Raw genomic sequence first — 2,387 nt, 5'->3', positions numbered from 1 at the left:
CCGCTGGCCCCGCCGACCGGGCGCAGGCCGCCGCCGGCCTCGACCAGGCCCGGCTGTTCTGGATCGACGGCAGCTTCACCGAGCTGGCCGCGCAGGCCGCCGCCGACCTCCCGGCGCTCGCCGTCACCCCCGAGCTGGCGCCCAGCCCGCACGGCCTGCTGCTGTGGGCCGAGCCGATCGGCGGTGAGGTAGCCGCAGCGTCGTGGACCACCGACGGCGACGACCTGGACGTGGTCACCTACCGCACCATCGGCGCCGGTCTGGACGGGGCCGCCCTGCAACGGCTGCGCGACCAGGTCGGCTGGCTCGCCCCGATCCGCGCCGACCGCCTGACCACGGCCGGCGGCCCCGGCAACGCCATCACCGGAGGTCCCCGGCAGGTTCATCGGCCGCTGATCACCACCTGGCTGCTGATCGCGCAGCAGATCGCCGCCGCCGAACCGGCGGTCGTCGACACGGCGATCACCCGCGCCTACGCCCGGGCCGGGCGCCCGGCACCGGACGTGCGCGTGCTGCGCATCCGCGGGCCCCGCACCGGCCAGCTTGCACGACCGGCGAGCGGGCAGCGGCGGCCCGCCGCAGCCCGGGTGTGGGTGGCCGGGCACTGGCGCAACCAGCCCTACGGACCCGGCCGGGCGCTGCGCCGGCCGGTCTACATCCACCCGTTCCTGCGCGGGCCGCAGAACTTGCCGATCGCCGCCAGCACCACCGTGCGGATCCTCGGCGCAGCCCAGCGCCGCCTGCAACCCGGCGAGCGCGGCTGACCCCGCGGTAGCGAACCCGGGCGGGCGTCCACTCGGCCACCAGGTGCGGAGCTCCGCGCGAGCACCGCCGATCGAATGCCGGGGCCATCCGCGCCCCGAACGTGCCACGCCGACGAGGTCGGCGCTTCACCCACCGGGGCCGGCAACCGCCAGAGCCCTTCTCCAACGTGTCGACCCTTCCGGGGATCGTGCCGGCCGCGTGCCGTGAACCCCGGGGATCCCCCGGGTCGTGCGCGGCCGGCGCGGTGCCCCGGAAACCCGAGAAAGGATCCGGGAATCCATGTTCCAACCATCCGCACAGATCGAGTCCCTGCTCACCGCCGTCGGCCTGCGGGAATCCGCCGCCCAAGGACTGCGCATGATCATGCAACGCCAGTCGGAGTTCCCCAGCCTGACGCAGGCTCAGCTCACCGGTATCGCCCTCGACCCGGCCGGCCGCGCCTTCGCCGACGAAGTCCTGGACGCCTACTGGTCGGACCAGTCGCGCCGGCAGCGCGCATTGGACAACAGCAGGTCCGATCGGGAGGTCATCATCGGCAGCGGCGTGCACGCCGCGGTGTATGCCGCCGTCCGCGTGCTCAGCGGCTACCCCAGACCACTGGTGCTGGAACGCCACGAGCGGGCCGGCGGCACGTTCGCCATGACCGCCCGGCCGACGTTCTACCTCAACTCCCGCAACCGGGCCGGCAGCGCCGGACTGGCCGGGGATCAGGGCGCGAGCCTGAACTACCTGCCCGGCGCGCCGATCCAGGCCGCGAACGTCTCCATGCGCGAATACCAGACCAACACCGACCTGGCGTTCGTCATCCGCCTCGCCCTGGCCCAGTACGCCGACGTGGTGACCCAGGCCGAGGTCCGGTCCGTCGACCGCGACGGCGCCAGGGTCGAGATCCAGCTGGCCGATCGTGAACCGCTGATCGCCGGCCGGATCATCGACGCCCGCGGCGTGGGAGACCCGGCGGGCCAGGACGTCGCCAACGGCACCACCATCCTCACCTTCCCGCAATTCATGCACCGCATGGCCGGCAGCTGGCCACTGCGCGGGCTGCGCCGCGTCGCCGTGGTCGGCAGCGGCAACTCCGCCAAGTGCGCGGTCGAGTCCTGCCTCGGCATCGCCCCGCAGCCGCCGATGGCCGCCGCCGCGCTGGACCGTGTCGACCGCATCGACTGGTACGCCGACGAGCTGCCAACCACGTGCGAGCAATGGCAGCAGGAGATCACCGGCAGATACCAGGCCATCGGCCGGTACCTGCGCCCGGACCGCTTCGGTGTCCGGCGACTCACCATGCGCCGGCGCCGGGTACTGCCGGTCGCTCTACCCGGAACCGGACTCATCGAGGGCCGCACCTACGACGTCGTCGTCTTCTGCACCGGCAACCGGGAAACCGACATCGAAGGAATCAGCCTCGGCAACTTCGACACCTACCCGGCGGCTGACGGCGGCGCCGTGGCTCGCCAGCACGACGACCTTCCGGTGTTCCGCATCGGCCCGCACGCGAGGCTGCCGTTCACCCAGCAGGAACGCGAAGCTGGCATCACCGACATCGCCGGTAACGCGGTGTCGATCTTCCGGACGGCGACCAAGACCGCCGTGCTCGCCGCGACTCTGGGCGACGTGAGGGA

Annotated in this window: 2 protein-coding genes; both read left to right on the top strand. The window is 73.0% G+C overall.

What is annotated here, in order from left to right:
* Nucleotides 1–764: hypothetical protein (locus tag AB0M20_RS38600; RefSeq protein ID WP_364305898.1), on the top strand; the 764-nt coding region annotated here is incomplete at its 5' end.
* Between the two features lie 280 nt (nucleotides 765–1,044).
* Nucleotides 1,045–2,387: hypothetical protein (locus AB0M20_RS38595; protein WP_364305897.1), on the top strand; the 1,343-nt coding region annotated here is incomplete at its 3' end.

This window comes from Actinoplanes sp. NPDC051633, assembly GCF_040681735.1.
Lineage (GTDB): Bacteria > Actinomycetota > Actinomycetes > Mycobacteriales > Micromonosporaceae > Actinoplanes.
Note: the sequence above shows the minus strand (reverse complement) of the source record. Positions and strands in the feature narration are given on the sequence as shown.